Below are 26,812 nucleotides of genomic sequence, written 5' to 3' on the forward strand. Positions count from 1 at the left end.
CCACGTGACGCGCAAGCCAGATGTGACCGAGCTCCCGGGAATGGACGTCCCCGTGCTCGGACCCACCGGTCGCGAGCTGCGCGAGTTCGCCGAGCCGGAGCCGCTCCAGGGGCACGGTCCCGCGAAGATCATCTCCCTCTGCAACCAGAAGGGCGGCGTCGGCAAGACGACCACCGCCATCAACCTGGGCGCCTCGCTCGCGAGCTACGGCCGGCGCGTGCTGGCCGTCGACTTCGACCCGCAGGGCGCGCTGTCCGCCGGGCTCGGCGTGCAGACGCACGACGCGATCACCATCTACGACCTCCTGCTCGGCACCGTGAAGGACCCGCGCGAGGCCATCCAGACCACGGGCTTCGACGGCCTCGACGTGATCCCCGCCAACATCGACCTGTCGGCCGCGGAGGTGCACCTCGTCAACGAGGTCGCGCGCGAGCAGATCCTCGCGAGCGTGCTGCGCAAGGTCAGCGCCGACTACGACGTGATCCTCATCGACTGCCAGCCGTCGCTCGGGCTCCTCACCGTCAACGCGCTCACGGCGAGCCACGGCGTGCTGATCCCGCTCGAGTGCGAGTTCTTCGCCCTCCGCGGCGTCGCGCTCCTCGTGGAGACGATCGAGAAGGTGAAGGACCGGCTGAACCCGGGGCTCGCGCTCGACGGGATCCTCGCGACCATGTACGACTCGCGCACGCTGCACTCCCGCGAGGTCCTGCAGCGCGTGGTCGAGGCGTTCGACGACAGCGTGCTCGAGACCGTCATCGGCCGCACGGTGAAGTTCCCGGACGCGTCGGTGGCGGGCAAGCCCATCATCCAGTTCGCGCCCGAGCACCCGGCCGCGCTCGCGTACCGCAAGGTGGCGCGGGAGCTCATCGCGCGTGGCGCCGTCGCGTAGGGGCGCACCCCTGGCCGAGCGCGAGCTCGCCGCCGACGCGGACGCCGCAGGAGTCGTCCGGGCGGATCCGGAGCGCGCCTTCCGCGTCAGCATCGGCAACTTCGAGGGCCCGTTCGACCTGCTGCTGTCGCTCATCGGCAGCCACGAGATGGACATCACCGAGGTGAGCCTCAGCCTCGTCACGAACGAGTTCATCGCGCACATCCGCGGCCTCGACGGGCCGGAGGACCTCGACGAGGCGAGCTCGTTCCTCGTGGTCGCGGCGACGCTGCTCGACCTCAAGCTCGTGGGGCTCCTGCCGCAGGGCGAGCTCGTGGACGCGGAGGACGTCGCGCTCCTCGAGGCGCGCGACCTGCTGTTCGCGCGGCTGCTGCAGTACCGCGCGTTCAAGCAGGCGGCGAGCTGGTTCCAGGAGCGGCTGGCCGCGGAGTCCGGCCGCGCGTTCCGCGACGTGCCGCTCGAGGAGCGGTTCCGCGCGCAGGTGCCGGAGCTGGTGTGGACCACGTCGCCCGCGGACCTCGCGGCCATCGCGCTCCTCGCGCTCGCGCCGCGCGAGATCCCGACCGTGGGGCTCGACCACCTGCACGCGCCGCTCGTGAGCATCCGCGAGCAGGCGGCCGTCGTCGTCGCGCGGCTGCGGGGCGGGGCGCCCGTGACGTTCCGGGAGCTCGTCGCGGACGCCGGGGTCACGGGCGTCGTCATCGCGCGCTTCCTCGCGGTGCTGGAGCTCTACCGCGTGGCCGCGATCGAGTTCGACCAGCCGGAGGCGCTCGGCGAGCTCACGCTCACGTGGACCGCGGAGAGCTGGACCGACGACGCGCTCGCGAGCCTGGGGGCCGGATATGACAGCTGAGCCGACGGATCCGGCGCCCGACGCCGACGCCCCGCTCGACCTCGATCGCGCGCTCGAGGCGCTGCTCATGGTCGCCGACGAGCCGCAGAGCGTCACGACGCTCGCGACCGCCACCTCCACGCCCGTGAAGGAGGTGCGCCGCGCCATCCAGCGACTCGTCGACGACTTCGACGGGAGGACAGGGGGAGTGCGGCGCGGCTTCGAGCTGCGCGAGGTCGGCGGCGGCTGGCGCGTGTACGTGCGGCCCGAGTACGACACCGTGATCCGCGACCACGTGCTCACGCAGAACCCCACGCGCCTCTCGCAGGCGGCCCTGGAGACGCTCGCGGTGATCGCGTACAAGCAGCCGATCAGCCGCAGCCAGGTCGCCGCGATCCGCGCCGTGAACGTCGACTCGGTGGTGCGGACGCTGCTCGCGCGGGGCCTCGTGACGGAGGCCTTCACCGACGGCGAGACCGGCGCGATCCATTACGGTACGACAGACCACCTGCTCACGCAGCTCGGCATCAACTCGCTCGACGAGCTCCCCCCGATCTCCCCGTTGCTCCCCGACGGGGCGGAAGGCTTCCATGACCCCCTCCTCTGAGCCCGACGACCGCGCGCCTGCGCACTCCTGGAACCCGGATGAGCCCGTCGCCGGCATCCGCCTGCAGAAGGTGATGGCCGCCGCCGGCGTCGCCAGCCGCCGCGTCTGCGAGGACATGATCGCCGCGGGCCGCGTGACCGTGAACGGCGAGGTCGTCACCGAGCCCGGCCGCCGCATCGACCCCGACGTGGACGAGGTCGCGGTCGACGACCAGGCCGTGCAGCTCGACACCTCCAAGCGCTACCTCATGCTCAACAAGCCGGTCGGCATCTACTCCTCGCTGCGCGACGAGCGCGGCCGCCCCGACCTCCGCGAGTTCACGGAGGAGTTCGAGGAGCGCCTCTTCAACGTCGGCCGCCTCGACGCGGAGACGAGCGGCCTGCTGATCCTCACCAACGACGGCGACCTCGCGCACGTGCTCGCGCACCCGTCGTTCGGCGTGCTGAAGACGTACATCGCGAAGGTCACCGGCCGCGTCACGCCGCAGACGATCCAGCGCCTCACGCAGGGGGTCGACCTCGAGGACGGGCCGATCCAGGCGGATCGCGCGCGCATCCTCTCGGGCGGCGGCGACCAGACGCTCGTGGAGATCACGCTGCACTCGGGCCGCAACCGCATCGTGCGCCGCATGCTTGACGAGGTCGGCCACCCGGTCGAGGAGCTCGTGCGCCGCCAGTTCGGGCCGCTGCACCTCGGATCCCTCGGCGTCGGCCGCGTGCGCGACCTCACCTCCGACGAGCTGGGCCAGCTGCTCACCATCTCGCGCGAGGCCCGCGCGCAGGCCGGCCCCGCGACCCCGCAGGGCGCCGGCGCGGACGCCGAGTCGCAGGGGGACGTGGACCGCGAGGACGGCGAGTGAGCGAGGCCGCGGGCGCGGCCGCCGCGACCGACACGCGCGTGCAGGGCACCGTCCGCATCGTCGGCACGGGCCTGCTCGGCACGAGCATCGGCCTCGGGCTCTCCGCGCGCGGGGTCGACGTGGTGCTGGCCGACGCGTCGCCCACCACGCTCCGCCTCGCCGCGGACATGGGCGCCGGCCGCGTCGCCGACGTCGCCGTCGTGCCCGACCGGCCGTCCCTCGTCGTGGTCTGCGTGCCGCCGGACGTGACCGCGCGCGTGGTCGCGGCCGAGCTCGCCGCGCATCCCGACGCCCTCGTCACCGACGTGGCGAGCGTGAAGGCCGCGCCTCTCCACGAGCTGCGCGCGCTCGGCGCCGACCTCTCCCGCTACCTGGGCTCCCACCCGCTCGCCGGGCGCGAGCGCGGCGGACCCGTCTCCGCGACGGGCGACCTCTTCCTCGGCCGGCCGTGGGTCATCGCGGGCCACGACGGCATCACGTACGCCGCGGGCGCGCTCGTCGAGCAGATGGTGCTCGACCTCGGTGCCGTGCCGATCGAGATGACCGCGGAGGAGCACGACGCCTCGGTGGCGCTCGTCTCGCACGTGCCGCAGGTCGTCGCGAGCCTGCTGGCGTCCCGGCTGGCGGACGGCGACGCGAGCGCGCTCGGCCTCTCCGGGCAGGGGCTCCGCGACACCACGCGCATCGCCTCGAGCGACGCCGCGCTGTGGGTGCAGATCCTCGGCGCCAACGCCGCCCGCGTCGTGCCGATCCTCAAGGCGCTCCGCACCGACCTCGACGACGTCATCGACGCGCTCGACGACGTCGACGCGCAGGGGGCGAGGCTCCGGGTCGCCGAGCGGATCCATGCGGGCAACGCGGGCGTCGCGCGGATCCCCGGCAAGCACGGCCAGGACCGCCGCTTCGCCGCCATCACAGTGATGATCGACGACCGGCCTGGCCAGCTGGCCGCGCTGATCAGCGACGTCGGCGCCGCCGACGTCAGCATCGAGGACCTGCGCCTCGAGCACTCGCAGGGCGCGCAGGTGGGTCTCGTCGAGATCGCCGTGCTGCCCGAGGCCCGCGACCGCCTGGTCGCGCGGCTCGAAGAACGTGACTGGAGGATCGCCGGATGACCGGAGACGCTGTGAACGCCCCCGACCCGACCGCACCCGACCCGCTGGAGGACGTGCTCCTCGTGGACGCCACGCTCAACCGCACGGTCGTCGCCGTCGACGGCCCCGCCGGCAGCGGCAAGTCGAGCGTGAGCCGCGCCGCCGCGCGCGCCCTCGGCTTCGACTACCAGGACACGGGCGCCGCGTACCGCGCGCTCAGCTGGTTCGCCCTGGAGAGCGGCGTCGACACCGAGGATCCCGCCACCGTCACGAGCCTCATCGAGGGGTTCGACTACGACATCGGCATCGACCCCGAGGACACGCGCGTGAGCGTCCGCGGCACCGACGTCACCGAGGCGATCCGCGAGCCCCGCGTCTCCGCCGTCGTGAGCCACGTGGCGCGCGTGCCCGAGGTGCGGCACTACATGGTGGAGCTGTTCCGCTCGCTCATGGCGTCGAGCGACAAGCCGGGCATCGTGGTCGAGGGCCGCGACATCACGACCGTCGTCGCGCCCGACGCCCAGGTGCGCATTCTGCTGACGGCCTCCCCGGAAGCTAGGATGAGCAGGCGTTCCGCGGAGACGTCGACCCAGTCGGCAGCCGCGGTCGGCGAATCACTCGCCTCCCGGGATCGGGCCGACTCGCAGGTCGTCGATTTCATGAACGCCGCAGATGGTGTGACCACCATCGACTCCACGGACATCGACTTCGACCAGACCGTCCAGGCGGTGGTCGATCTCGTTCACGCACGAACAGATTGAGGCGCGGCCCGGCGACGGGCCGACACGCCAGAGGAACAACATGGCTGATCACGACGACGACTTCCCCGAGCTCGACAGCGGGCTCCACGAGCGCCTGTCGAGCATCGACGAGGAGCTCGCCGCCCAGCGCGCGCAGACGCTCCGCGCCGGGCTCGAGGACTACGAGCTGGACGACGAGGACCTCGAGGTCCTCGAGTCCGCCACGGACGACCCCGACCAGGTCACGTACCTGCCGGCGCTGCCCGTGCTCGCGGTCGTCGGCCGCCCCAACGTCGGCAAGTCGGCGCTCATCAACCGCATCCTCGGCCGCCGCGAGGCCGTCGTCGAGGACACCCCCGGCGTCACGCGCGACCGGGTCTCCTACAAGGCCGAGTACGGCGGACGCTGGTTCACGCTGGTCGACACCGGCGGCTGGGAGCCCGACGCGAAGGGCATCAACGCGTCCGTGGCCATGCAGGCCGAGATCGCGATGGACCTCGCCGACGCCGTGCTCTTCGTCGTCGACGCCAACGTGGGCGCCACGAGCACGGACGAGCACGTCGTCCGCCTGCTCCGCAAGACCAAGAAGACGGTGATCCTCGCGGCCAACAAGGTCGACGACGCGCGCCAAGAGCCGAACGCCGCCTCGCTGTGGTCGCTCGGCCTCGGCGAGCCGCACCCCGTCTCCGCGCTGCACGGCCGCGGCGTGGCCGACCTGCTCGACCTCGTGCTGACGACCCTGCCGCTCGTCTCCAAGGTCGCCAAGGAGGAGGTCGGCGGACCCCGTCGCGTCGCCATCCTCGGCCGCCCGAACGTCGGCAAGTCGAGCCTGCTCAACAAGGCCGCGGGCGAGGAGCGCGTGGTCGTCAACGAGCTCGCGGGCACCACGCGCGATCCGGTCGACGAGCAGGTCGAGATCGCCGGCAAGGTGTGGCGCTTCGTCGACACCGCCGGCATCCGCCGCCGCATGCACCTCGCCCAGGGCGCCGACTTCTACGCGTCGCTCCGCACGAGCGCGGCGCTGGAGAAGGCGGAGGTCGCGGTCGTCATGATCGACGTCTCCGAGGTCATCAGCGAGCAGGACATCCGCATCATCGAGCTGGTGCTCGAGTCGGGCCGCGCGCTCGTGCTGGCGTTCAACAAGTGGGACCTCCTCGACGACGAGCGCCGCCGCTACCTCGAGCGCGAGATCGAGACCGACCTCGCGCACGTGTCGTGGGCGCCGCGCGTCAACATCTCGGCGCGGACCGGTCGCCACATGGAGAAGCTGGTGCCGGCGCTCGAGACGGCGCTGGAGTCGTGGGACACCCGCATCGCGACGGGCAAGTTCAACGCGTTCCTCGCCGAGCTCACCGCCGCCCACCCGCACCCCGTGCGCGGCGGCAAGCAGCCGCGCATCCTGTTCGGCACGCAGGCCTCGAGCAGGCCGCCGACATTCGTGCTCTTCACGACCGGGTACCTCGACCCGCAGTACCGCCGCTACATCCAGCGTCGCCTGCGGGAGATCTACGGCTTCGAGGGCAGCCCGATCATCGTCAACATGCGCGTGCGGGAGAAGCGGAAGCGCTAGCTGGCACAGCGCGGAAGCGCTAGCTGGCACAGCGCGGAAGCGTTAGCGCTCCCTTCCCGCTCGCGGCACGACGGACGGCGTCGATCCCTTCTCGGGGTCGGCGCCGTCCGTCGTCGGGGCTGGATGCGGATCACGTGTACCAGGTCGGCTCCGGGATCTCGCCGAGCAGCACGTGCCGGCCCACCTCGCGGCGCTTGTAGGGGATCGGGTCGTGCAGCGTGTGCGTGCGCAGGTTCCGCCAGAAGATGTCGAGCCCGGCCTTCGACGAGGAGGCGCGGGCGCCCGTGAGCTCCAGGATCCGCGTGCCGACCTCCAGCCCGTCCTCCGCGATGCGCGCCTTGGCCGCCGCGACGCGTACCGCGATCTCGCCGCGCTTCCGCTCCGTGAGCTTCTCGCGCGGCGCGTGCAGCACGGCGCTGATCTCGGCGCCCACCCGATCCAGCAGCGCCTCCGACGCCCAGAGCTTCGACTGCAGCTGCCCGTAGCCCTCGAGCACGTACCACTCGTCGGTCGCGCGCTCCTTGTCGTCGCCGCCGTACGGCCAGGCGCGCGTGGTGCTGCGCGTGTAGGCGGCGGCCGTCTCGAGCGCGCCCTCGGCGATCCCCTGGTAGAAGTTCGCGAACACCAACTGGATCGCCGGCACGTTGAGCGTGCCGTAGACGAGCGGCTGGAACACCTTGTCGACGAACCCGGCGGCGTCCGTCCACGGAACCCGCACGTCGCGGATCTCGACCGACCCCGACTCCGTGAGCCGCTGCCCGAGGCTGTCCCAGTCGTGGCCGAACACGATGCCCGGCTGCTCCGTCGGCACGATCGCGAACACATGCGTGTCCGTGCCCTCGATCACGCCCTCGAGCACCGTGAGGTCGGAGACGACGCCGCCCGTGGAGAAGGACTTCCGTCCGGAGAAGACCAGGTCGTCGCCGTCCTCGCGGATGACGAGGTCGGAGTCGCGCGGGTTCACGGCGCCGCCGAAGAGCAGGTTCCCGGTGGTCGCGAGCTTCTCCACGGCCTCGATCTGCGCGTCGGTCGCCACGAGCCGGGCCGCCCACGCCCAGAGGTAGTGGTAGCCGAGGAGCTGGCCGATGGATCCGTCGCCGCGGGCGACCGCGCGGATCACCTGGTACGCGGTCTCCCAGGTCTGGCCGCCGCCGCCGTGCTCTGCCGGCCCGAGCAGCGTCACGAGGCCGGCGTGCTTGAGGAGCGCCATCTCCTGGTGCGGGCTCGCGCCGGCGCGGTCGCGCTCGACCTGGTCGACGGCGAGGATGTCGGCGACCTCGCGGGCGCGGGCGATCCACGCGGCCGGCGTCGTGGGGCGGGGTGCGCCCTTCCAGCGGTCGACGGGCGCGTCGCCCAGGGGAGCGGGGCGCGGGCGGTCTGTCTTCGCGTCGGCGGTGCCGGGGGCGGTCGTGGCGGAGCCGGATGCGGGTCGGGGCTCGCGGTCGATCAGGGTCATGTCCTGTCCTCTCGTGAAGGGGCGCGACCGGTGCCGCGCCTCGCGGTGGGGCCACGGTAGGGGCGGCCCCGCGGGCTGGCGAGGGGTGTGACGCGGGGTTGCGGGGTGTGACGACGCGGGGCGTCACGGGGTGTCATGCGGAGAGCCTGAAGAGGCGAGCATCGAGGACTTGGCCCGAGCCGGTCATCGAGAACTGTGCGTAGGTTCGAGACATGGAAACCAAGAAGGTCGCCCGCGAGCAACACATAGCGGTATTCGGAGAATCGGGCAGCGGTAAGACGGTGCTGGTGTCCTCGTTCTACGGTTCAGCGCTCGAGCCGGCCTTCGCGGATTCGAGCCTCTTTAACATCGTTGCCGACGACGTGGGGGACGGTCGCCGTCTGCACCAGAACTACCTCGGGATGAAGAACTCGTCGACCCTGCCCCAATCGACGCGGCAGACCACCTCATACGCGTTCTCCATCAAGCGACGGCCGGGTGCGGAAGCCGCCGCCAAGAAGCCCGCGGAGGATCTGCGACTGGTGTGGCACGACTACCCGGGGGAGTGGTTCGAGTCCGAGCCGCAGGGCGCGACCGAGCGTCAGCGTCGACTAGAGGCGTTCCGAGCGCTGCTCGGCTCGGATGTCGCTCTCGTCCTGGTCGATGCGCAGCGGTTGATCGACAACGCGGGCGAGGAGGAGCGCTACCTGAAGGCCTTGCTCTCCGGCTTCAGCACGCACCTGATCCGGCTCCGTGACGAGCTCCTGCCGGATGGGAAGCCGCTGGTGCAGTTCCCGCGGATCTGGTTGATCGCGCTGTCGAAGTCCGACCTCCTCCCCGCGATGGACATCGACGGCTTCCGCGACCTGATGACCGAGAAGGCCGCTGCGGAGATGACCGCGCTCGGCAAGGAGATAGCCACCTTCGTCCAGGGATCGGACGCGCTGTCGGTCGGCGAGGACTTCGTCCTGCTGTCATCGGCGAAGTTCGAGCCCGGGAGGATCGAAGTGGGCAAGCGGACCGGGCTCGATCTCATCCTCCCCATGGCGGCGATGCTGCCCTTCGCGCGCTTCGTGGTCTGGGCGCAGCGGCAGAAGGCAGGTGGACGGGTGGCGAAACAGCTGCTCGACGGCGCGGGGCCGCTGCTGGTCCTGCTGAGCGCGAAGATCAAGCTCCCGGGTCGCATCGGTGCTGTCGCAGCGCTCGTGCTCCCTAAGCCTGTCGAGGCGGTGGCCAAGTTGGCAGGCACTCAGCTCCAGGCGTTTCACGACCGGGCGGTGGCCAAGCACGACTTCCTGACCGCTGTCCTCACGCAGTTCCAGCTCGACCTGCACCGCGGCGTGAAGAAGAAGGTCCTCATCCGGAGCAACCGGTGAGCTTCATCTGGGTCACCCGCGGCAGGACCTGGGGGTTCCGAGTGCTGCGCACGGCCGGGCTGTCGGACGCCTTCGAGTCGTATGAGACAGCCTTCGCGGGTGTGGCAGAGGGGCCGGAGGCGTTGATGCGAGTCGGCGATCGCCTCGCCGTCAGGTTCCCCGACCCCGAGGGACGGCGTGACAGGGCGGGTCGCGTCATCTCCCATGAGTTCGTGTTGCTGCCGCCGTGCGAGGGCACTGTCGTTTCCGTCGAGGCAGCTCGGGACCTCGTCTGGCCGCAGGTCGAGGCCGTCTTCCGGGGTGCCTGGGACGCGTCTCAAGCACCCGCGGCCGCTCCCTGAGCGAACGACTGCCAGCACAGCGAGCCGGTCCGCAGCCCCACGAGGTACCGTGTTCCGGGCGCACCCGACGCCCGCTCACGAGACACGGAGGATCGCCCCGGTGGACCAGCTGCTCAGCCGTCTCGATCGGATCGCCGCCGGGCGCCAGGCGGGCCACGTCATCGCCGAGGACATGCGCGACCACCCGTGGACGGCGCGGGCGTTCCGCTGGATCCGGTGGATCCTCATCGCCGAGACCCTCGTGGGCGCCACCGCCGTGGCCATCGCCCTGACCCTCGCGGAGGACGGCGTCGCGATCGCCCCGGCCGTCTGGTTCCGCTCCTTCGTGGTGCTCGCGATGACCATCACGCTCTACTACTTCGCCTGGCGCGCGTCGGCCGGCTACTGGTGGGCGTACTCGCGCCTGCGCCTCTTCAGCCAGATCTTCCCCATCGTGACCCTGGTGATCGCCGCGATCCCGGGCCTCTACCCGCTCTGGATGGTCATCGAGCAGATCGTCTTCTCGCTGCTGCTCATCGGGGTCGCCGACATCCTCCGCAGCGACCACATGCGGGACGCGTTCCCGAAGCCGGGGCGGGTGGCTGCTGCGGGTGAGCCGGACCCCTCCGCCCCTGGCCAACCGGGCGGTGCGCCGGCCTGATCCGGGTCCGGTTCGCCTCGCCACGCGTGCCGGAGCAGTGCCGCCGATGCGGTAGGCTCTACGAGTTGCCCAGCGATGGGTCAGCGGGCTGTGGCGCAGCTTGGTAGCGCACTTGACTGGGGGTCAAGGGGTCGCAGGTTCAAATCCTGTCAGCCCGACGGACATGCCTCGGAAGGACCTTCGGGTCCGGCCGGGGCATTCGTCGTATCAGGAAGATCTCCTGGATCTCCGCCCCTCTTCCACCGGCCGGACGCCCTCAGATGCCAGCCCGTCTCCGCGTCGCCGCTCGTCGAAGGACGTCATCCGCGAAAGCCTGGTTGTGGTGTCGCTGATAGGGCGATGAGCGGCGCCGCATCTGAATGGTGTTGAGCTTGTAGGCGGCTTCCGCGAAATACGAGCGAGAGAGCAGCCGCTCGAGGGCGGACCACCTGCGCACGACGCTCCGGTGGACGGCCTCATCCCCGTACGAGAGCGGCTCGAGGCGCGTCATCAACAGGCGGATCAACCGAGGAGACGATGCCGACAGCACTTCGCGCGCGCGACCACCGTCGACGTTCACGCAGATGTCCAGACGCGTGCTCCTTCCGTCCGCGTGTTCCAATGCGAAGAGCGTCTCGCGACCACCGCAGGAGAGCGTGAAGAGCCTGCGGTGGTCCCGTGTCCGCGAGGTCCTCGGCAGCGCCACCAGTGTCCAGAGGACACGCTGCGTGCCGAAGGGGTCGGGAATGCATTCGTCGACATACCTGGCCAGGGCATCGGCCATCTCCTCGTAGTCGGGCCGTGCAGCCAGGTCCCAGAACCTCCGCTGCATGGTCGTGTCGCTCCCGTCGTCCGTGTCTCCCACGCGCACTCGGCGCTCGCGTTCCCACGGCAGGAAGATGCTCGTCCCGTCCTCGAACGTGACGTCGAGATCGCCTCGGCCAGCCGGCGATCCCGTCAGGTTCAGGTTGCGAAGGCTGTGCGCGGCTTCCTGTCTACGGATCTCGCGTCGTTCGCATTCATCGAGATCCGCGATCGGGCACGGCGCGAAGCTCAGAGCGACGATGTCCCCATGGCGGCGTCGATGGGTGGCATATCGCGCGACGATCTGACGTGTCTGGCCCACGTATCGCATCCCGTCCTCGAATTCGAGCACGTAGATCCCACAGACCTCCGTCGACTCCGCGAAGAGGCCCGCGGCTGATCCGGCCTCGGTCATTTCGTAGCGGGTGAACGCGAGCGGGCTGGGCGAGGAGGACATGCGTCCAAGTTAGGGAAGAAGCACGAGAGCGCCGTACGCGGATGTCGGACGCTCGTGGTGTCCTCCCGGCATGTCCTGGGCCTCGTCCGATTCCGCGCGCAGCATCATGCGCGCGAACAAGCGTCGGGATACGCGGCCCGAGCTCCTCGTGCGGCGGATCCTGCATGCCAGGGGTCTGAGATATCGCGTCGACCACCGCGTGGTGCCTGAGTCGCGCAGCCGCGCCGACATCGCGTTCACCCGGCAGCGCATCGCCGTGTTCATAGACGGGTGCTTCTGGCACAGCTGCTCGCATCACCTGCACCTGCCGAAGGCCAACGCCGACTACTGGGTGGTGAAGCTCGCCCGCAACGTCGAGCGCGATGGCGAGGTGACCGCGCGGCTCCGGGACCTGGGATGGACCGTGCTGCGGTTCTGGGAGCACGTGCCCGCGGCGACGGCCGCGGGGGAGATCGTCGACGCGGTGGAACGTCGTCGGGGAGCTTGATGATCGGGGGCAGTCGTCGGCATCCTGGAAGTGGGCCGCGTGCCCGACCTGTGACATGAACTTCGACGGGTTGAGGAGACATGGTGACGCGCGCGAACACCGACAGCGACCCGAGCAGCAGGAGTCCGAGTTCGGCGCTGGCCGGCGAGCTCATCGGGATCACCTCCATCAAGGAGGAGTGCTTCTCATGACCGGCTCGAACGTGCTCCGCACCATCGCGATCGTCGCCGCTGCCGTCGGGGGCATCGCGTTCTGGCTGGCCGGACAGGCGGGCCTCGGCACGCTGCTCCTCCTCGCGGCGCTCGCCGCGACCTTCCTCGTGGGGCCCGCGATCCTCGGCGACCCCGCGGGCATCGGTCGGCTTCCCGAAGGTGTCACCGCCGCGGACGTGAAGGAGCACCGGAAGCGGCACGGCGGATCCATCTCGGACGCCGTGCGCGCTGTCGGCGAGCGCGAGGGCTGAGCGTCGGCGACGCCCGCGGTCCGTGCCGCGGGCGTCGCCTCTCCTCCAGGCGCAGGATCCCAGTGGTGCCGGGCGCTTTTCACCCCCACACGAGGGCTTACGCCCGCGAGAGCGCGCTCATAGCCTCAGGCGTCGTCACTCGACGGCGCCACCTGCCGCCTACCCCTTCGTCGCGGCACGCACCCGAGGAGCACCATGCCCGACGTCCCCTCCGCCGCTCCCGCCGGCTGGTTCCCCGACGGATCCGGGCAGCTCCGGTACTGGGACGGATCCGCGTGGACGCAGCACGTCGCGCCGATGGTGCAGCCCGCCGCAGCGCAGGCTCCCGCTCCGAGCACAGCCGCGACGCCGGCGGTCGCCGCGTCGCAACAGGCCGACGTCGTGCGGAACGCGCAGGCCGCCGAGGCCGCGCACGTCAAGGCGACGCGGGCAGCCGAGGCCGCGCAGGCGAAGGCCGTGCGCGCCGCGGCGGCCCAGCAGCAGCGCGCGGCGAAGGCCGCCCAGCGCGAGACAGCGATGCAGGCGAAGGCCGCGGAGCGCGAGGCGGCAGCTCGGGACACGAGCGCGCGGGCGGCAGCGGCGACCGTCGCCGTACCGGTGGCGCCGCGGAAGCGCGCGAGCGCGGCCCCGGTCGCTCCCGCGGCTCCGACATCCGTGATCACCGACACCCGGCCGAGCCGCCACCCGGCGACCACGTGGGTCATCGCATCCGTCGTGGCGCTGGCCGTGCTGATCATCACGGCCCTCGGGGGCTTCGGCGGCATGTTCGTCTCCCTCGGCCTCGTCGCCCTCGCGACGGGCCTGTACCCGCTGCTCACCGGCCGACGCAGCTGGATCCCCGCCCTCGCCACCCGGCCGCGCAGCAGCGCGACGGCCGCAGGCGCGATCCTCCTGCTGGTCATGGGCGCGGTCGTCCCGGTCGCCGCAGCCGGTTCCGGTCCGCGCCAGGCGGAGGCGATCTCCGCCACCGCGAGCCCGACGCCGAGCGCCACCCCGACCCCCACAGGGTCGCCGACCCCCGTGGTCCACGTCGTCGAGGACGTCAACACCAAGTCCGCGACCGACGCCCGCACGCTCCTCCGCGAGGCCGGCTACGTCGTCCAGTACGTGCTCGAGTCCGGTGAGGTGCCGAGCGTCACCGACGGCATGACGGTGAAGTCGCAGAGCCCGGCCGCGGGATCTCGCATCGACGCCGGATCCACCGTGACGCTCACGCTGCTGGCGCCCGCGCCTACTCCGACGCCCGAGCCGACGGTGGCGCCGACCGTGGCGCCCGCGCCGCAGCCGGCGGCTCCCGCAGCACCGGCACCGCAGCCCGCCGCGCCCGCTCCGGTGGCCCCCGCTCCTGCTGCTCCGGCGCCTGCTCCCGCATCAGGCCGCGTCATCACGCCCGGCGCCTTCTGCAAGAAGACCGAGGTCGGCAGCGTAGAGAAGTCCGACACGGGCAAGAGCTACCGATGCGCCCCGGACGGCGACGGTAAGCGCAACCGTTGGTACCCGATGTGATCCACCCCCGGGCGGCCCCACGAACGCCGCCCGGCCACGCTCACCGCACCATCCGCACCGTGACCATCTCCGCCCCCTGGTACATCTGCCGCTCCACGCCGCCGTCCCGCGTGAAGCCGTTGCGGCGGTAGAACGCCGCCGCGCGGGGGTTGTCGTCGGCGGCCCAGAGGTAGGCGGGGGAGTCGCCGACGGCCGCGTCGAAGAGGGCCTGGCCGGCGCCGGTGCCATGGGCGGAGGCGACCATGTTGATCGCGTAGAGCTGGAACGGGCGGGGCGGGTCCTCGTCGCGCGCCGGACCCGAGAGGGCGAACCCGACGATGCGGTCGCCGTCGAGCGCGACCCAGGTCGGCGTTGTGGACGAGCCGGTCAGCGTCACGCGCCACTGCTCGGCGCGCGCCGCGACGTCGAGCCCGTCGAGGTACGCGGCCGGCAGCAGGTGCGCGTACGTCTCCTGCCAGGTGCGGATGTGGACCTCGGCGATCCCGTCGGCGTCGTCGGGCACGGCGGGGCGGACGGTGGGCGCGGCGGTCATCCCGCCACGGTAGCGCCCGGCCCGGCCCGCCCTGGGGCGCCGGACCGTGCCCGCGAGCCCGACATGCGGCGAGGCGGCGGCCGGGCTCACCCGGTCGCCGCCTCGTGGAGCGCGGAGGGTTCAGCCCTGCGCAGGCACCGCGGGGGCGGACGCCGCCTGGTCGTAGGCCGCGTGCTCCGTGGTCTTCCAGAGCGTGCCCACGACGTGGGAGGAGTCCTGGAAGCGGGCGGCGGCGTTGCCGAACTCGGCGCCGTCGGATCCGTCGCCCGCGAAGATCGGACCGCCGGAGACGCCCTCGTTCATGTCGCACGCCACGTCGATCCGCTCCGGGTCGAAGGTCTCGAAGACGCCACGGCAGCGCTGGAGCGTGCGCGCGTCGAAGCGGCCGGATCCCGGGTAGCCGTAGACCGTGCCGAGCTCGGCGGGATCCTGGTCGAACAGCACGGGGGACGCGCCGACGACGCTCGCGATGTCGGCCCCGTCCTCGTTCGGCGCGGCCACGGCGAACGCCGTGTCGTCGCCCTGGTCGCTCTCGTCCTGCGCGTAGCCCGCGGCGGCGACCGCGCCGCTCAGAGCCCACGTCCCGTAGGGGTCCTGGCCGTTCGCGTAGGCGGGGGCGAAGATCAGGCGCGAGGCGTACTGCCCGCCGCGGAGGACGCAGTGCGCGGCCGTGGCGACCACCGAGTGGTTGCCGGAGACGACGACGTTCGCGCTGCAGGTCTCGATGGAGCTGCCGAAGATGCCGAAGAGCTTGCCGATGTGGGGGACGGAGGGGACCTGCTCGGCGGTGGAGATCGGCGCGGGAGCGGTGGCGTCGGACGCGGCGATCGAGGCGTCGTCGTCTGCTGCCGGCGCGGCGGCGTCGAGGGCGTCGACGGTGGTGGCCGCGTCGTCGCTCCGGGTGGCGGCGGCCATCCGGGCGGGCGTCCAGAAGGCGACCGCGTCGGCGGTCTCCGCGGCCGAGGCGTGCAGCTCGAGCGGGCGGGCGGACGTCGCGGGATCCGCGACGGTCCGGTCGCCCGCGAACGCGGCGGGCGCCCCGCCGAGCAGGGCGGCGACGGCCACGGCGGACGCGGCGGCGAGCCCCGCCGTCCGCGTCCGTCGGCGGGGGGAGTGCGGGGACAGGGGCATGGCGGGTCCTCTCGGAGCGGAGCGGGACGGAGCGTGATCGCGGCGAGCGCCGCGCGCGCTCAACCTAGTGAGCGGCCGCGCCGTCGGGTGCGCGCACCGCACACGCGTCGACCGCCCCTGCCGCCTGCCGCCGGCCGCCGGCCGCCGTGCGGCGATACGCCGCGCGGCGACCCGGCGACCCGGCGAGCGTCAGCCGAACATCCCCGGATCCGCCGCCTCGGCGCTGTCGTACGCGGCGTGCACCCGGCTCTGCCACATCGGGCCGATGACGCGCGAGCCGGTCGTCGGTCGGGCGTCCTCCACGGCGAACTGGGCCCCGTCCGGACCGTCGCCCTCGAAGACCGGTCCGCCGGAGACGCCGCCGTTCATGTCGCAGTCCATCTGGAACTGCGTCGAGAAGTAGAAGGCGACCCGACCCACGCAGCGCTGCAGCGTCTGGCCGTCGAAGCGGCCGGCCGCGGGGTAGCCGTAGACGGAACCCGTCTCGTCGTACGGCCGATCGAAGGCGACCGGGCTCCCGCCGACGACGCTCTGGAGGGTGCGGCCCGACGCGTCCGGCTTGGTGATGACGAAGGCGGCGTCCGCGGCCTGGTCGGCGTTGTTCCCCTCCCAGCCGGCCGTGATCGACTCCGCGACGATGGGCCACACGCCGTACGGGCCGGTGCCGTCCTCGTAGGCGGGGGTGAAGGCCAGGTCGTGCGTGGAGACGCCGTCGAGGCTCAGGCAGTGCGCGGCCGTGGAGATGGTGGATCCGTTCGTGGCCTGCACGACGTTGGCGCTGCACCAGAACGACACCCCGCCGTTCGTGAAGTACAGCCGGCCGATGTGCGGGACGGGCGCGACCTGCTGGGCGACGGAGATCGTCGTCGCAGCGGAGGCCGCGACGGGATCGGCGGATCCGGATCCGGATGCGCTGCCGAACGGCCGCGCGGCGGCCATGCGCTCCGGCGTCCAGAACGCGGCGGCCTGGTCGGGGGAGTCGACGGCCTGGACCTTGGCGGCGGGGGCGGAGGCCGCCGACGCCGGCGCGTCCGTGCGGTCGGCGGCCCAGGCGGCGGGAGCTGCGCAGACGGCGACGGCGGCGATGCCGGCGGCGGCGACCGCGCCGAACCGGATCGTGCGGGTGGTGCGGGCATGCAGCGGCATGGCTGTTCCTCTCGGAGCGGGATGGGGGCACGGCCGGAGCCGTGGGCGTTCACGATAGGGACCCGGCCGGTTCCCCCATGCGGGAACCGCACAGCGGACCGACTGCGTCGCCGCCCCCTCCCGGTACCCGCTGCCCGCCGCAGGGGAAGCGGGTGCCGAGGCGGGGATCAGCCCTCGCGTCGCCGCGCCGCGATCGCCTCCCGCGCCGGGTCCTCCGCGGCGAGCGCCGCCGCGATCGTCAGCACCGCGTACAGGCCGATGTACGCGCAGAGGATCCACGGGGATCCGCCGCCCCACTGCAGGAACAGCACCGCGAGCAGCGGCGTGAGCCCGACGGAGAAGATGCTGCCGACTTGGTAGCCCAGCGAGACGCCGCTGTAGCGGACGCCCGTCGGGAACTGCTCGGCGAACCACGCGGCCTGCGGTCCGTAGATCGAGTCGTGGAACACGTTCATGCCGAGCCCGAAGACGAGCGGCAGGAGCAGCAGCGGGCCGGAGTCGAGGAACGCGAAGAAGGGCCAGATGAGGATCCCGATGCCGGCGGCGCTCGCGATGGTGAGGCGGCGGCGGCCGACGCGGTCGGAGATCCAGCCCCACAGGGGAGTCGTCAGCACGCTCAGCGCCGAGACGAGGAGGACCGCCGTGAGCGCGCTGCCCGAGTCGCCGCGCTTCTGGGCGAGGTAGGAGAGCGTGTAGACGGTGAGGATCGAGTAGAGCGCGGGCTGCACGAGGCGGAGCCCGGCGGTGATCAGCACGGCGCGCGGGTGCCTCCGCAGCACGACGCCGAGCGGGAAGCGCTCCACCTGTCCCGCGGCCGTGATGTCGCGGAACTCGGCGGCGTCCTCCACGCGGAGGCGGATCACGAGGCCGACGCCCACGAGCACGGCGCTGAGCAGGAACGGCAGGCGCCAGCCCCAGGCGAGGAACGCGTCCTCGCCGAGGCCGAACCGGGTCGCGGCGAAGACGCCGGTGGCGAGGAGCATGCCGCCCGCGGATCCCATCTGCGTGAACGCGCCGAAGAGGCCGCGGCGGTGCGCGGGGGCGTGCTCGACCGACAGCAGCGCGGATCCGCCCCACTCGGCGCCCGCCGCGATGCCCTGCACGAGCCGCAGGAACACCAGGCCCACGACGCTCGCGAGGCCGATGGTCGCGTAGGTCGGGAGGACGCCGATGAGGGTCGAGGCGATGCCCATGAGCACGAGCGAGTACACGAGCATGCGCTTCCGGCCGACGCGGTCGCCGAGGTGCCCGGCGACGATCCCGCCGATGGGCCGCGCGAGGAAGCCGACCCCGTACGCGGCGAACGACGACAGCAGGCCGACGGCGGGCGTCTGGTTCGGGAAGAACTGGCTGCCGAACACGAGCGCGGACGCCGTGGCGTAGAGGTAGAAGTCGTAGTACTCGACGGTGGTGCCGATGAAGGACGCCGTGAGGACGCGGCGACGGCGGCGGGCGACCTCGGACGGGGCCTCGGCGGCGGGGGCCTCGGCGGCGGGGGCCTCGGCGGCCGGATCCGACGCGGGTCCGTCGGGCAGCGGGGCGGGCGGGGCGGCGGATGCGGCGGGCGGGGCGGTGGTCATGGGGTCTCCAGCGGTGCGGCTGCGGTGCAGGGGAGCGGTCGCGAGCGGGGATCCGCTCGGGTGCCGCCTACCGTGCCCCGTGTTCCCCCGACCGGGGAAGGGCCGCGGTCACGGCGCGTAACGCACCGTGACCGCGGCCCGGGGATGGATCAGCCGACGATGGACGCTGTCGTGTCGTACGCGGACCGCTGCGTGTCACCCCACAGGGGGCCGGCGTTGTGCGTGTGGTCGTAGTCCAGCGTGGCGATGTTCGCGAACTGCGACCCGTTCGCGGATCCGCCCGTGAAGATGGGACCGCCCGAGGCTCCGCCGGTCATGGCGCAGGGGAAGACGACCTGGTTGGGTGCGGTCGCCGCCGCCGTCGCGATGCACCGCTGGAGGTGGTGACCATCGAACCGGCCCTCGACGGGGTAGCCGAACGCGGCGACGAGCTGTGCCGCCGACTGGCCGAAGAGCACCGGAGAGGAGCCGACGACGCTCGCGACCCCCGCACCGGATGCGTCCTTCCTCAGGGCGAAGAACGAGGTGTCGTCGGCGGCGTCGGTGTCCCCGCTCTCGAACCACCCGCTCGCGATGCTGCCCTGTTGGATCGGCCACGCCCCGTAGGGGGTCTGATCGCCCTCGACGCCGGGGTAGAACACGAGCTTCGTCGAGAACACCTTCTTCGACGAGGCGCAGTGGCCGGCGGTCGCGATGGTCGAGGCGTTCGGCGCGTCGACGACGTTGGCCGTGCAGTAGTACGAGAAGCCGTTGCGCTCGAAGTACATGCGTCCGATGTGCGGCACGGCGGGCACCTGCTCGACGGGATCCGCGGCATCGGCCGTGGGACCGCTCGACGCGCCGTCCGCGGGGCGGGCGGCGTCCGCCGGGCTGCCGTCGGCGTCCCGGGCAGCGGCACGGCGCTCCGGCGTCCAGAAGGCGACGGCCGCGTCCGCGTCGGCGTCCGTCACGGTGAGGGTGACCACGGACGGCGTCCCGGGTGTCCCGGTCCGAGGCGCGGCGTCGGCCGATTGCGTTCCGGCCAGCGCAGCGCCCATGGCGACGAGCGTGCTGAGGGTCAGGAGCCTCCGGCGGAGGGAAGGTGCAGGTGGACGGATCATGGGATCTCTTTCCTCTGATGCTCTGATGCCACCGGGTGGCGTTCGCCACCTGATGGCGGTGTCCCCCCGGCCGGTGCCGGGGGTGGGGATGGCGTCGGATGTCCGACGCCGGATGTTCGTCGGCCTGCTCGCGCGAGGTCAGGTCGCGATGGCCGCGGTGAGGTCGTAGGCCGAGTGCGCCGATGCCTGCCAGAGCGGACCGATGTTGTGGGTGCCCGAGTCGTCGCGTTCGGCCACGTTCGCGAACTGGGCGCCGTCGCTGCCGTCGCCGAGGAGGATCGGACCGCCGGAGACGCCGCCTGTCATGTCGCACGCCAGGACGATCTGCGCGGTGCCCTGCGCCGTCCCCGGATCCGTGCACCGGTCGAGGTGCTCGCCGTCGAAGCGCCCGACGGCGGGGTAGCCGAAGGCCGAGACGAGCTGCGCGGCGGGCTGGTCGAAGAGCACGGGCGATGCGCCGACCACGCTGGCGACGGTCTCGCCGTCGCTGTCGCGCGCGACCGCCATGAAGGCCGTGTCCTCCGCCTGGTCGGCGTCGTTCCCCTGGTACCAGCCGGTCGTGACGTTCCCGCCGACGATGGGCCAGGCTCCATAGACCGAGCCCCCCGACTCGTACTGCGGGTAGAACACCATGTCGGTCGAGAAGACCTGGTGCATGGTCGTGCAGTGCCCGGCCGTCGAGATGGTCGACCCGTTCGCGGAGGCGACCACGTTCGCCGAGCAGTAGTGGCCGAAGCCCTCCTGCACGTAGTAGATGCGGCCCATGTGCGGCACGGTGGCGACCTGCACGGCGTGGCCGCCGGTGCCCGTCGCGTCGGGGGTCACGGCGGCGGGGGCCGCGGCGTCTGACGCGGCGACGTCGGGACCGGCCGGCGAGGCGTCGGAGCCGTCGCCCGCGGTCGCGGCGGCGCGACGCTCGGGCGTCCAGTAGGCCACCGCAGCGGAGGCCTGGCCGGCCGGCACGGTGACGGAGACGAGCGACGAATCGGCGGAGGCCGACGGTGCGCCGCGGTCGAGGGCCGATGCGGGAGCGGCCACGCCGATGAGGGCGGCTCCGAGGCAGACGGCGGAGACGACGGCGGTCCGCCGTCGGGGGGAGCGGGCAGGGCGATGGGTCATGGTGCGCCTTCCAGGAGTGCCACGTCGTGGCGTCGGAGCGCCGGCGCTCGCCGGCGAGGAGGTGGGGCCATGTGCGTCGCGGCGGGAGCGGGTGATCACCAGCGGCCCCCGACGCGGTGGGCCGACGGTATCGGGGCCGCGCACCCGCCTGTGCGTCGCCTGCACAGACGACCGTCTGCTCGGCATGTGACGGTCGGCTACGTCCCCCCGACCCGCATTTCCCCACCCGTGCGACGCTGGGATCCCGACGAGAGGATCCCCATGCCCGACGCCCGGCCCCCGCTCCGCTTCGCCGCCTTCGTGATGAACACCGCCAGCCACATCCAGCACGGGCTGTGGCGGCACCCGTCCGCGCGGCAGCACGAGTTCGACGACGTCCAGCTGTGGGTCGACCTCGCGAAGACCCTGGAGCGCGGCCGCTTCGACGCCATGTTCTTCGCCGACGTCGTCGGGCTCTACGGTCCCGGCGACGGCGCCTACGAAGTCAACGCGCGCGAGGGCCTGCAGTTCCCGAGCAACGACCCCTCGGTGCTGATCTCCGCGCTCGCCGTGAGCACCGAGCACCTCGGCTTCGCGTTCACGAGCTCCGTCCTCCAGGCGCACCCGTTCGACTTCGCGCGCAAGGTGTCGACGCTCGACCACATCACGAAGGGGCGCATCGCCTGGAACGTCGTGACGAGCGCCCTCGACGGCGCCGCCCGCAACTTCGGGCACGACGGCCTCGAGGACCACGACGCCCGCTACGCCTGGGCCGACGAGTACCTCGACGTGGTCTACAAGCTGTGGGAGGGGTCGTGGGACGACGACGCGCTGCAGCGCGACAAGGAGCGCGGGGTGTTCTCGGACGCGTCGCGCATCCACCGCATCGACCACGAGGGGCCGCGCTACAGGGTCGCCGGCCCCCACCTGTCGTCGCCGTCGCCGCAGCGCACGCCCGTGCTGTTCCAGGCCGGGTCCTCGCCCGTCGGCCGGCGCTTCGCCGCCCGGAACGCGGAGGCGCAGTTCATCCTGTCGTCGACGCCGGAGAAGACGCGCGCCCTCATCGCGGACACCCGGGCGCTCGCCGTGGACGCCGGCCGGCGCGCGGACGACCTGTCCTTCTGGCTCGGGCTCTCCTTCATCACGGGCAGCACGGAGGAGGAGGCGAAGCGCAACGAGGCCGAGATCGACGAGTACCTCTCCGCCGACGGGTTCCTGCTGCACTCCAACCTCGGCTTCGACCCGAAGACGGGCCAGCAGCTGGACCCGGCGACCCCGCTCTCCGAGGTCGAGACGCAGGCCGGGCAGAGCCACCTGAACTGGCTGCGCGAGGCGTCGCCCGACCGCGAGCCGACGATCGCCGACCTCGCGCGCCTCTCCGCGAAGCTGCGCGGCCGCGTCGTCGGCACGCCGGAGCAGATCGCCGACGTGCTCGCGGGCTGGCAGGAGGCGGGCGTCGACGGGATCAACGTCATCAACTGGACCCTGCCCGGCAGCTACGAGGACTTCGTCGACCACGTCACGCCCGTGCTCCAGGAGCGCGGACTCCAGCAGCGCGAGTACGCCCCGGGCACGCTCCGGCACAAGCTCACCGGGCGTGACCGGCTGCCCGCGTCGCACCCGGCGGCGGCGTACCGGGGCGCGTTCTCGTGATGGCCGCGCCGGTGGCGACGGGCGCCTCCACCGCCGAGCTGCGGGCCGAGTTCCTGCCGCTGTTCGACCGGATCCGGGAGGGCGCCGTCGCCCGCGAGCGCGACCGGGAGCTCGCGTTCGATGCGGTGGCGCTGCTCCGCGAGGCACGGTTCGGCGCCCTGCGGCTGCCCGTCGCCGACGGCGGGCGCGGCGCGTCCCTGGCGCAGCTCGTCGAGCTGGTGATCGAGCTGTCGGCCGCCGACGCCAACGTCGGGCACCTGCTGCGCGGCCACTTCGGCTACGTCGAGCTCGTGCTGCGCCGGCCGCCCGGGCCCGCGCGCGAGGAGTGGATCCGCCGGATCGCCGACGGCGAGATCGTCGGCAACGCCACGAGCGAGCAGACCGGCACCACGCTGGCCGACATCTCCACGACGCTCACCGAGCGCGACGGCCGCTGGATCCTCGACGGCACCAAGTACTACTCCACGGGCACGCTCTACTCCGACTGGATCTACCTCGCCGCGGGTCGCGCGGCCGCCGACGGCGTCGAGCGCGTGACGTTCGCGATCCCCGCCGACGCGCCGGGCGTCACCGCGGTCGACGACTGGGACGCGTTCGGCCAGACCCTCACCGCGAGCGGCACGACCACCTTCGAGGGCGTGGAGGTGGATCCGGCGACCGTCACCGCCTACCGGGAGGCGCCGCTGAGCCACATCCAGGCCTTCTACCAGCTCTACCTCGTGGCGGTGCTGGCGGGGATCGCCGCGGAGGTGGAGCGCGACGCCGTCGCGTACGTGCGCAGCCGCACGCGCACCTACATCCACGCGAACGCCGCCCTGCCGCAGGACGACCCGCAGGTGCTGGAGGTCGTCGGCCGGATCTCCACGGCCGCCTTCGCCGTGCGCGCCACGACCCTCGCGGCCGCCGCGCGCCTCGACGAGGCCGTCGCGACCGCCCCTCCCGGCGAGGCCCTCGACCGCCCGACGCTCGACGCCGCCGAGAACGCCGTCTACCAGGCGCAGGTGCACGCGGTCGACCAGGTGCCCGCCGCCGCGACCCTGCTGTTCGAGGTCGGGGGAGCGTCCGCCACGTTCCGCGAGCGCGCGCTCGACCGGCACTGGCGGAACGCCCGCGTCGTCGCGAGCCACAACCCGGCCATCTACAAGGCGCGCGCGATCGGGGAGTTCGCCGTCGCCGGCCGCGGCCCCGTCGACGCGTGGGCCGCCTACGAGAAGGTGGGCGCGACAGTGTTCCCGCGGTGAGGGCCGCGGTCTTCAGCTACTGAGGGAGTCCGTACTCTGCCGTGCAGTCGCAGTAGGACTTCCAAGTGGACCCCCGAGCATTCATCCAACGAGAACCAATCGACCTTCTCCTTCTCCGCTCGACAATTATCGCTCTATTCGCGAGCCACAGGCGCCAGCTTGGGTGAGAGAGCCACTGACCTGTTGCCCAAATCGACAGGTCGCTCTGAAGCTTATTCACTTTGCGCTCATACCGCGTTGACTCTCGATCCCACGTCTCGTCCAAGTACACGCCATTGTGTCGATTTTCATGCATCTTGTCGTGCAATACCTGTGCATTCTGCTGCATCACGAAGTGCCAATTATAGAGCCATTCACGAGCCCAAGAGCTTCGCTTGGGTTGAAGCATCATAAGATCGATGGACTCTTCCACGGCCCAATTGATGGTGTGCATATCGTAGGCGTGAAGGATATAGGCATTGGGCGGTATGAGACGCATAAACGGGTGAAGCGGCCCATCCGAAGGCATCCTCTCGTCACCTGTTCCGAAGACATATTGCAACTTTTGCTTGGCCCAAGACTGGCGAGCCTCTAGTCCCTTGTCGTTGCGAGCAAACGTTCTTTGAATGATTGGACCAATAATTGCCCCAATTACGCCGGACAAGGCGCCCACAAGAATGACTAGCTCAATAGGCTGGCCCGCTTGCTCGTCCATGTGCGACTCATCCTTTGATTGCGGGTGTTGCGAGTGCCGCTATTCGGCAATGGGGGCCGAAGGGTAGTCGCGTCTCGTTGGTGAAGCGAATAGATTCACGTACTGGAATCATGGTCCGCCGGTATACTCGAGGGTACATCGTCATAGCGGAGGTCGCGGTCGTGCGCTGTGCCTCGAAATGGTGTCAAAGTCACCGTGGGACGCAATTTGCCTCGGTACGGTGGACGGGCGGCCACGACGCCGCGAGGACGAGGGGATCCATGACGACGCACGCGCCCAGCCGGCCGCAGCTGGACACGACGCCGCTGACCGGCCGGATCGACCACGACGACCTCCGCCGCTTCCGGCGCCGGTTCACGGCGAGCTTCCCGATCCTGACGTCGCCGCTGCTCCTGCTCGGCCGCATCGTGCTCGCCATCGTTCCCGTGTTCGCGATCCCGCTCGGCGGCGTCCTCCTGCTCGCCGGCGGCGTCGGCGCGATCGCCACCGACGACCCCGAGATCCGCGGAGACGCCCTCGGCATGGCGGTGTTCGGCCTGCCGCTGTTCAGCGTGGGCATCTTCTTCGCCTGGTGGGCCATCCGCACCCATCGCCGCCGCAGCACGATCCGCGCCCATTACCGTCTGATCCGCTTCGGCGAGGCCAACGGGCTGAGCTACGTGCCTGGCCCGATCTCCGACGCGCACATGGGGGAGATCGCCGCGCGCGACATGCACCTGACGCGCGTCATGCGCCCGCGCACGGCCCGGCCGGTCGAGTTCGGCAACCACGAGCTCCACCAGCGCTCGTCCTTCGCGGGCATCACGCAGTACGGCGGCTACGCGATGATCGGCCTGCGGCGGGAGCTCCCGCACATCCAGGTGATCTCGACCCGAACACGCCTCCGGCGCGCCATGACGCCGACCATCGACGTCGTGCGCTCCCAGCGGCTCGAGCTCGAGGGGGACTTCGACCGGAATGCCGCGCTGTACTGCCCGGACGGATACGAGCGCGACGCCCTCTACCTCTTCACGCCCGACGTCATGGCCGTGCTCGTCGACCGCGTGCGCGGCTTCGACCTGGAGATCCGCGGCGACCGCCTGCTGCTGCGCTCGCCCGCCGACATGGTGACGCTCGATCCCGACCGCTGGCGCGACGTGATCGACGCGACCGCCGCGCTCATGGCCCAGGTCGACCGCTGGGAGCGCTGGCGCGACGACCGTCTCGCCTCGCTCGAGGGCGAGGAGGCGTCGGCGCTCACGGCGTCCGACGACACGCTCGCCGTGCCGCCGCCCGGGCGGGCGCGACGCCGGAGCCGGCGGAGGCGGCGCGTGGCCGCGGCCGGCCGACGGCTCCGGACCCGGCCCACCGTCGGCCTGCTCCTGCTCCTCCTGCTGGCCGCGGTGTTCTTCGGCCTCGGCTTCCTGATCACGACGCTGCCGTGACGGGCGACCGGGCGCTCACGCGGGCGCGGCTCGACACGGATCCGCTCACCGACCGGATCCGGTGGCGCGAGCTCCGCGCCTTCCGCCGCGGGTTCCGGCGTGCGCACCCCGAGGCGGAGGGTCTCGGCGTGAAGGCGCGCACCGCGCTCATGGTGTTCCTCGCGGGGACGAGCGCCCTCATGGTCGTGCTGCTCGCGTGGATCATGGCCGACACCCTGCGGGAGGCCGCGCCCGACGCGGTCAGCGAGGCGTCGTGGCAGGCGCTGTTCGGCACGCTGCCCGCGATCCTGCTGGTCGTCTTCGGCAGCTGGGTGATCCGCTCGCGCGAGCGCCGCGGCGGCTACCGCGCCCACCTCCGCCTGGTGCGCTTCGCCGAGGCCAACGGCATGACCTACCTGCCGGGGCCGATGTCGGACGGGCACTTCGGATCCGCGCGCCGCTACTTCGACCTCACGCGCGTGATGCGGCCGACGGCGGCACCCGGCGTCGAGTTCGGCAACCACGAGATCGTCACGGCCGGCCGGCGCGAGGGGGCCCCGCGCTTCGGCGGGTACGCGATGATCCGGCTCGCGCACGAGATGCCGCACATCCGGGTGATCGCCCGGCGGGGTGCGTGGCGACGCGCGCTGACGATGATGTCGCGGCCGGAGCGGGAGCAGCGGCTCTCGCTCGAGGGCGACGTCGACCGCCACTACGCGCTGTACTGCCCGGCCGGCAGCGAGCGCGACGCGCTGTACCTCTTCACGCCCGACATCCTCGCCCTGCTCCTCGACCGGGTGCGGGGCCTCGACGTGGAGGTCGTCGGGGACCGGCTGCTCCTCACCTCGTCCGACGACGTCGTGACGCGCGACCCCGGACGCTGGCGCGACGTCATCGAGGCGACGACGGCGCTCGTGGCGAAGGTCGAGCGGTGGGAGCGGTGGCGCGCCGACCCGATCGAGCGACCGGAGGATCCGTCGGCGCTCGACGCCGTCCTCCACGCGGTGGGCCTGCCCGACCCGGGCCGCGCGTCCCGCCCGCGGCCGGTGCGCCGCCTGCGCATGACGCCGACGCTCGGCGCCGTCATCGCGGTGGGCGTGCCGCTCCTGCTGTTCGTGGCGGGCTGGATCGCCGTGCTCGTCGGGTGGTGAGGCG

The 26,812-nt window shown here is 72.1% G+C and carries 25 protein-coding genes and 1 tRNA gene; 17 read left to right on the top strand and 9 right to left on the bottom strand.

Annotated elements, in window-relative coordinates:
• The first annotated feature begins 40 nt into the window (after positions 1-40).
• From ITJ44_RS14760 to der, 7 genes are read left to right on the top strand one after another with little or no spacing between them, the layout of a single operon-like run.
• Positions 41-889: a ParA family protein gene (locus ITJ44_RS14760; RefSeq protein ID WP_228495205.1), complete on the top strand. Its 849-nt coding sequence runs from the start codon at positions 41-43 to the stop codon at positions 887-889.
• On the top strand, positions 873-1,742 hold the full coding sequence (locus ITJ44_RS14765; RefSeq protein ID WP_194636304.1) for a ScpA family protein: 870 nt from the start codon (positions 873-875) through the stop codon (positions 1,740-1,742). The genes ITJ44_RS14760 and ITJ44_RS14765 overlap by 17 nt, the downstream gene beginning before the upstream one ends.
• Positions 1,732-2,328, top strand: coding sequence for an SMC-Scp complex subunit ScpB (gene scpB / locus ITJ44_RS14770; RefSeq protein WP_194636305.1), 597 nt, complete (start codon positions 1,732-1,734; stop codon positions 2,326-2,328). The genes ITJ44_RS14765 and scpB overlap by 11 nt, the downstream gene beginning before the upstream one ends.
• Entirely contained in the window at positions 2,312-3,187 is an 876-nt protein-coding gene (locus tag ITJ44_RS14775) for a pseudouridine synthase (RefSeq protein ID WP_194636306.1), read from the top strand. Before scpB ends, ITJ44_RS14775 begins: the two co-directional genes overlap by 17 nt.
• Positions 3,184-4,302, top strand: a complete 1,119-nt coding sequence (locus ITJ44_RS14780) for a prephenate dehydrogenase (protein WP_194636307.1) — start codon at positions 3,184-3,186, stop codon at positions 4,300-4,302. The genes ITJ44_RS14775 and ITJ44_RS14780 overlap by 4 nt, the downstream gene beginning before the upstream one ends.
• On the top strand, positions 4,299-5,042 hold the full coding sequence (cmk, locus tag ITJ44_RS14785; RefSeq protein ID WP_228495188.1) for a (d)CMP kinase: 744 nt from the start codon (positions 4,299-4,301) through the stop codon (positions 5,040-5,042). Before ITJ44_RS14780 ends, cmk begins: the two co-directional genes overlap by 4 nt.
• A gap of 40 nt (positions 5,043-5,082) precedes the next feature.
• Positions 5,083-6,591, top strand: a complete 1,509-nt coding sequence (gene der / locus ITJ44_RS14790; protein WP_194636308.1) for a ribosome biogenesis GTPase Der — start codon at positions 5,083-5,085, stop codon at positions 6,589-6,591.
• A gap of 130 nt (positions 6,592-6,721) precedes the next feature.
• On the opposite strand, the gene ITJ44_RS14795 is transcribed toward der, so the two are convergent.
• Entirely contained in the window at positions 6,722-8,047 is a 1,326-nt protein-coding gene (locus ITJ44_RS14795) for an acyl-CoA dehydrogenase family protein (protein WP_228495189.1), read from the bottom strand.
• Positions 8,048-8,259: 212 nt separating this feature from the next.
• Here ITJ44_RS14795 and ITJ44_RS14800 point away from each other — a divergent pair, with 212 nt between their 5' ends.
• The 3 genes from ITJ44_RS14800 (at position 8,260) to ITJ44_RS14810 (ending at position 10,541) form a co-directional block, all read left to right on the top strand.
• Positions 8,260-9,402, top strand: a complete 1,143-nt coding sequence (locus tag ITJ44_RS14800; protein ID WP_194636309.1) for an ATP/GTP-binding protein — start codon at positions 8,260-8,262, stop codon at positions 9,400-9,402.
• A gap of 441 nt (positions 9,403-9,843) precedes the next feature.
• Positions 9,844-10,383, top strand: coding sequence for a hypothetical protein (locus ITJ44_RS14805; protein WP_194636310.1), 540 nt, complete (start codon positions 9,844-9,846; stop codon positions 10,381-10,383).
• Between the two features lie 84 nt (positions 10,384-10,467).
• Positions 10,468-10,541 (top strand) — tRNA-Pro (locus ITJ44_RS14810).
• Between the two features lie 98 nt (positions 10,542-10,639).
• Here the strand turns inward: ITJ44_RS14810 and ITJ44_RS14815 are convergent.
• The gene (locus ITJ44_RS14815; RefSeq protein ID WP_194636311.1) at positions 10,640-11,623 is read right to left on the bottom strand and encodes a GIY-YIG nuclease family protein; all 984 of its coding nucleotides are present in this window, start codon (positions 11,621-11,623) and stop codon (positions 10,640-10,642) included.
• Positions 11,624-11,693: 70 nt separating this feature from the next.
• On the opposite strand from ITJ44_RS14815, the gene ITJ44_RS14820 reads away from it, so the two are divergent.
• The 3 genes from ITJ44_RS14820 to ITJ44_RS14830 all read left to right on the top strand — a co-directional run bounded on the left by ITJ44_RS14820 (position 11,694) and on the right by ITJ44_RS14830 (position 14,079).
• Positions 11,694-12,110: a very short patch repair endonuclease gene (locus tag ITJ44_RS14820; RefSeq protein ID WP_194636312.1), complete on the top strand. Its 417-nt coding sequence runs from the start codon at positions 11,694-11,696 to the stop codon at positions 12,108-12,110.
• Between the two features lie 187 nt (positions 12,111-12,297).
• The gene (locus ITJ44_RS14825; RefSeq protein WP_194636313.1) at positions 12,298-12,573 is read left to right on the top strand and encodes a hypothetical protein; all 276 of its coding nucleotides are present in this window, start codon (positions 12,298-12,300) and stop codon (positions 12,571-12,573) included.
• 195 nt (positions 12,574-12,768) lie between these two features.
• Entirely contained in the window at positions 12,769-14,079 is a 1,311-nt protein-coding gene (locus tag ITJ44_RS14830) for a PASTA domain-containing protein (protein WP_194636314.1), read from the top strand.
• 40 nt (positions 14,080-14,119) lie between these two features.
• Here ITJ44_RS14830 and ITJ44_RS14835 read toward each other — a convergent pair whose 3' ends face one another.
• The 6 genes from ITJ44_RS14835 to ITJ44_RS14860 form a co-directional block, all read right to left on the bottom strand.
• The gene (locus ITJ44_RS14835) at positions 14,120-14,611 is read right to left on the bottom strand and encodes a GNAT family N-acetyltransferase (RefSeq protein WP_194636315.1); all 492 of its coding nucleotides are present in this window, start codon (positions 14,609-14,611) and stop codon (positions 14,120-14,122) included.
• Positions 14,612-14,731: 120 nt separating this feature from the next.
• Complete coding sequence (locus ITJ44_RS14840; RefSeq protein WP_194636316.1) at positions 14,732-15,742, bottom strand: serine protease; 1,011 nt, start codon at positions 15,740-15,742, stop codon at positions 14,732-14,734.
• 189 nt (positions 15,743-15,931) lie between these two features.
• Positions 15,932-16,888: a serine protease gene (locus ITJ44_RS14845; protein ID WP_194636317.1), complete on the bottom strand. Its 957-nt coding sequence runs from the start codon at positions 16,886-16,888 to the stop codon at positions 15,932-15,934.
• A 167-nt stretch (positions 16,889-17,055) separates the two neighbouring features.
• Positions 17,056-18,468 carry an MFS transporter gene (locus ITJ44_RS14850; protein WP_194636318.1) on the bottom strand — a complete coding sequence of 471 codons (1,413 nt, stop codon included), beginning with the start codon at positions 18,466-18,468 and terminating at the stop codon, positions 17,056-17,058.
• 149 nt (positions 18,469-18,617) lie between these two features.
• Positions 18,618-19,433 (bottom strand): serine protease, encoded by an 816-nt coding sequence (locus tag ITJ44_RS14855; RefSeq protein ID WP_194636319.1) that lies wholly within the window; start codon positions 19,431-19,433, stop codon positions 18,618-18,620.
• 273 nt (positions 19,434-19,706) lie between these two features.
• Positions 19,707-20,687: a serine protease gene (locus tag ITJ44_RS14860; RefSeq protein WP_194636320.1), complete on the bottom strand. Its 981-nt coding sequence runs from the start codon at positions 20,685-20,687 to the stop codon at positions 19,707-19,709.
• Between the two features lie 261 nt (positions 20,688-20,948).
• Here ITJ44_RS14860 and ITJ44_RS14865 point away from each other — a divergent pair, with 261 nt between their 5' ends.
• On the top strand, positions 20,949-22,319 hold the full coding sequence (locus ITJ44_RS14865; RefSeq protein WP_194636321.1) for an LLM class flavin-dependent oxidoreductase: 1,371 nt from the start codon (positions 20,949-20,951) through the stop codon (positions 22,317-22,319).
• Positions 22,319-23,560, top strand: coding sequence for an acyl-CoA dehydrogenase family protein (locus ITJ44_RS14870; RefSeq protein ID WP_194636322.1), 1,242 nt, complete (start codon positions 22,319-22,321; stop codon positions 23,558-23,560). Before ITJ44_RS14865 ends, ITJ44_RS14870 begins: the two co-directional genes overlap by 1 nt.
• Positions 23,561-23,576: 16 nt before the next feature.
• Here ITJ44_RS14870 and ITJ44_RS14875 read toward each other — a convergent pair whose 3' ends face one another.
• Positions 23,577-24,254 (bottom strand): hypothetical protein, encoded by a 678-nt coding sequence (locus ITJ44_RS14875; RefSeq protein WP_194636323.1) that lies wholly within the window; start codon positions 24,252-24,254, stop codon positions 23,577-23,579.
• Positions 24,255-24,514: 260 nt separating this feature from the next.
• Between ITJ44_RS14875 and ITJ44_RS14880 the strand changes: the two genes are divergently transcribed.
• Together ITJ44_RS14880 and ITJ44_RS14885 are read left to right on the top strand one after the other, a co-directional pair.
• Positions 24,515-25,678 (top strand): hypothetical protein, encoded by a 1,164-nt coding sequence (locus ITJ44_RS14880; RefSeq protein WP_194636324.1) that lies wholly within the window; start codon positions 24,515-24,517, stop codon positions 25,676-25,678.
• A complete protein-coding gene (locus tag ITJ44_RS14885; protein ID WP_194636325.1) occupies positions 25,675-26,808 on the top strand; it encodes a hypothetical protein in 1,134 nt (377 codons plus the stop codon). Before ITJ44_RS14880 ends, ITJ44_RS14885 begins: the two co-directional genes overlap by 4 nt.
• Positions 26,809-26,812 lie beyond the last annotated feature (4 nt).

Source organism: Clavibacter sp. VKM Ac-2873, from assembly GCF_015351075.1.
Taxonomy (GTDB): Bacteria; Actinomycetota; Actinomycetes; order Actinomycetales; family Microbacteriaceae; genus Clavibacter.

Bases quoted from the DNA above. Each gene is read 5' to 3' on its own strand.
- ITJ44_RS14840 (WP_194636316.1), bottom strand. From the start codon at position 15,742: ATGCCCCTGTCCCCGCACTCCCCCCGCCGACGGACGCGGACGGCGGGG.
- ITJ44_RS14870 (WP_194636322.1), top strand. From the start codon at position 22,319: ATGGCCGCGCCGGTGGCGACGGGCGCCTCCACCGCCGAGCTGCGGGCC.
- der (WP_194636308.1), top strand. From the start codon at position 5,083: ATGGCTGATCACGACGACGACTTCCCCGAGCTCGACAGCGGGCTCCAC.
- ITJ44_RS14825 (WP_194636313.1), top strand. From the start codon at position 12,298: ATGACCGGCTCGAACGTGCTCCGCACCATCGCGATCGTCGCCGCTGCC.
- ITJ44_RS14795 (WP_228495189.1), bottom strand. From the start codon at position 8,047: ATGACCCTGATCGACCGCGAGCCCCGACCCGCATCCGGCTCCGCCACG.
- ITJ44_RS14835 (WP_194636315.1), bottom strand. From the start codon at position 14,611: ATGACCGCCGCGCCCACCGTCCGCCCCGCCGTGCCCGACGACGCCGAC.
- ITJ44_RS14820 (WP_194636312.1), top strand. From the start codon at position 11,694: ATGTCCTGGGCCTCGTCCGATTCCGCGCGCAGCATCATGCGCGCGAAC.
- ITJ44_RS14775 (WP_194636306.1), top strand. From the start codon at position 2,312: ATGACCCCCTCCTCTGAGCCCGACGACCGCGCGCCTGCGCACTCCTGG.
- ITJ44_RS14830 (WP_194636314.1), top strand. From the start codon at position 12,769: ATGCCCGACGTCCCCTCCGCCGCTCCCGCCGGCTGGTTCCCCGACGGA.
- cmk (WP_228495188.1), top strand. From the start codon at position 4,299: ATGACCGGAGACGCTGTGAACGCCCCCGACCCGACCGCACCCGACCCG.
- ITJ44_RS14860 (WP_194636320.1), bottom strand. From the start codon at position 20,687: ATGACCCATCGCCCTGCCCGCTCCCCCCGACGGCGGACCGCCGTCGTC.
- ITJ44_RS14850 (WP_194636318.1), bottom strand. From the start codon at position 18,468: ATGACCACCGCCCCGCCCGCCGCATCCGCCGCCCCGCCCGCCCCGCTG.
- ITJ44_RS14760 (WP_228495205.1), top strand. From the start codon at position 41: ATGGACGTCCCCGTGCTCGGACCCACCGGTCGCGAGCTGCGCGAGTTC.
- ITJ44_RS14875 (WP_194636323.1), bottom strand. From the start codon at position 24,254: ATGGACGAGCAAGCGGGCCAGCCTATTGAGCTAGTCATTCTTGTGGGC.
- ITJ44_RS14815 (WP_194636311.1), bottom strand. From the start codon at position 11,623: ATGTCCTCCTCGCCCAGCCCGCTCGCGTTCACCCGCTACGAAATGACC.
- ITJ44_RS14800 (WP_194636309.1), top strand. From the start codon at position 8,260: ATGGAAACCAAGAAGGTCGCCCGCGAGCAACACATAGCGGTATTCGGA.
- ITJ44_RS14880 (WP_194636324.1), top strand. From the start codon at position 24,515: ATGACGACGCACGCGCCCAGCCGGCCGCAGCTGGACACGACGCCGCTG.
- ITJ44_RS14845 (WP_194636317.1), bottom strand. From the start codon at position 16,888: ATGCCGCTGCATGCCCGCACCACCCGCACGATCCGGTTCGGCGCGGTC.
- ITJ44_RS14865 (WP_194636321.1), top strand. From the start codon at position 20,949: ATGCCCGACGCCCGGCCCCCGCTCCGCTTCGCCGCCTTCGTGATGAAC.
- scpB (WP_194636305.1), top strand. From the start codon at position 1,732: ATGACAGCTGAGCCGACGGATCCGGCGCCCGACGCCGACGCCCCGCTC.